Origin of the sequence: Lactococcus taiwanensis (assembly GCF_014905395.1) — a bacterium.
Classification (GTDB): domain Bacteria; phylum Bacillota; class Bacilli; order Lactobacillales; family Streptococcaceae; genus Lactococcus; species Lactococcus taiwanensis.
The window spans coordinates 1-447 of record NZ_BNDT01000015.1 but is presented as its reverse complement, the minus strand read 5'-3'; the positions used below and the strand labels follow the sequence as shown (position 1 = coordinate 447).

The following is a 447-nucleotide window of genomic DNA, read 5'->3' as shown; positions in this document are numbered from 1 at the left end:
GCAACACGCTTTATAAAGCATTCTGTAAAGGCTGTGATTATGTTAAAATAGAGGTACTATGACAGAAGAATTAAAAGCAAATCGTAAGTGGGAAGCAAAAAACCCTGACAAAACTAAGCATGATACTGCTCGAAGACAGGCCCGTAGATATATTAGAGACTTTGCGACTGAAGAGGATATAAGTGAAGTCAAAGCGTGGCTGGAGCTTGTGGAGCAGGGAAAAAATGAGGAAATTAAATGATTAATAACGTTACTTTAGTAGGCCGTCTGACACGTGATCCTGAACTGAGATATACCCCACAAAACCAAGCTGTTGCAACCTTCTCTTTAGCTGTTAATCGTCAATTTAAAAATGCTAAAGGCGAACGTGAAGCAGATTTTATTAATTGTGTGATCTGGCGCCAACAAGCTGAGAACATGGTAAATTGGGCTAAAAAAGGGGCTTTA

2 protein-coding genes are annotated in these 447 nt (G+C 39.4%); both read left to right on the top strand.

Annotated features, from left to right (window positions below; all coding sequences use genetic code 11):
• The first annotated feature begins 58 nt into the window (after positions 1-58).
• Positions 59-241, top strand: a complete 183-nt coding sequence (locus tag JKP71_RS09535; RefSeq protein WP_200407813.1) for a hypothetical protein — start codon at positions 59-61, stop codon at positions 239-241.
• The coding region (gene ssb / locus JKP71_RS09530) for a single-stranded DNA-binding protein (RefSeq protein ID WP_200407812.1) at positions 238-447 on the top strand (210 nt) is incomplete at its 3' end. The genes JKP71_RS09535 and ssb, both read left to right, overlap by 4 nt.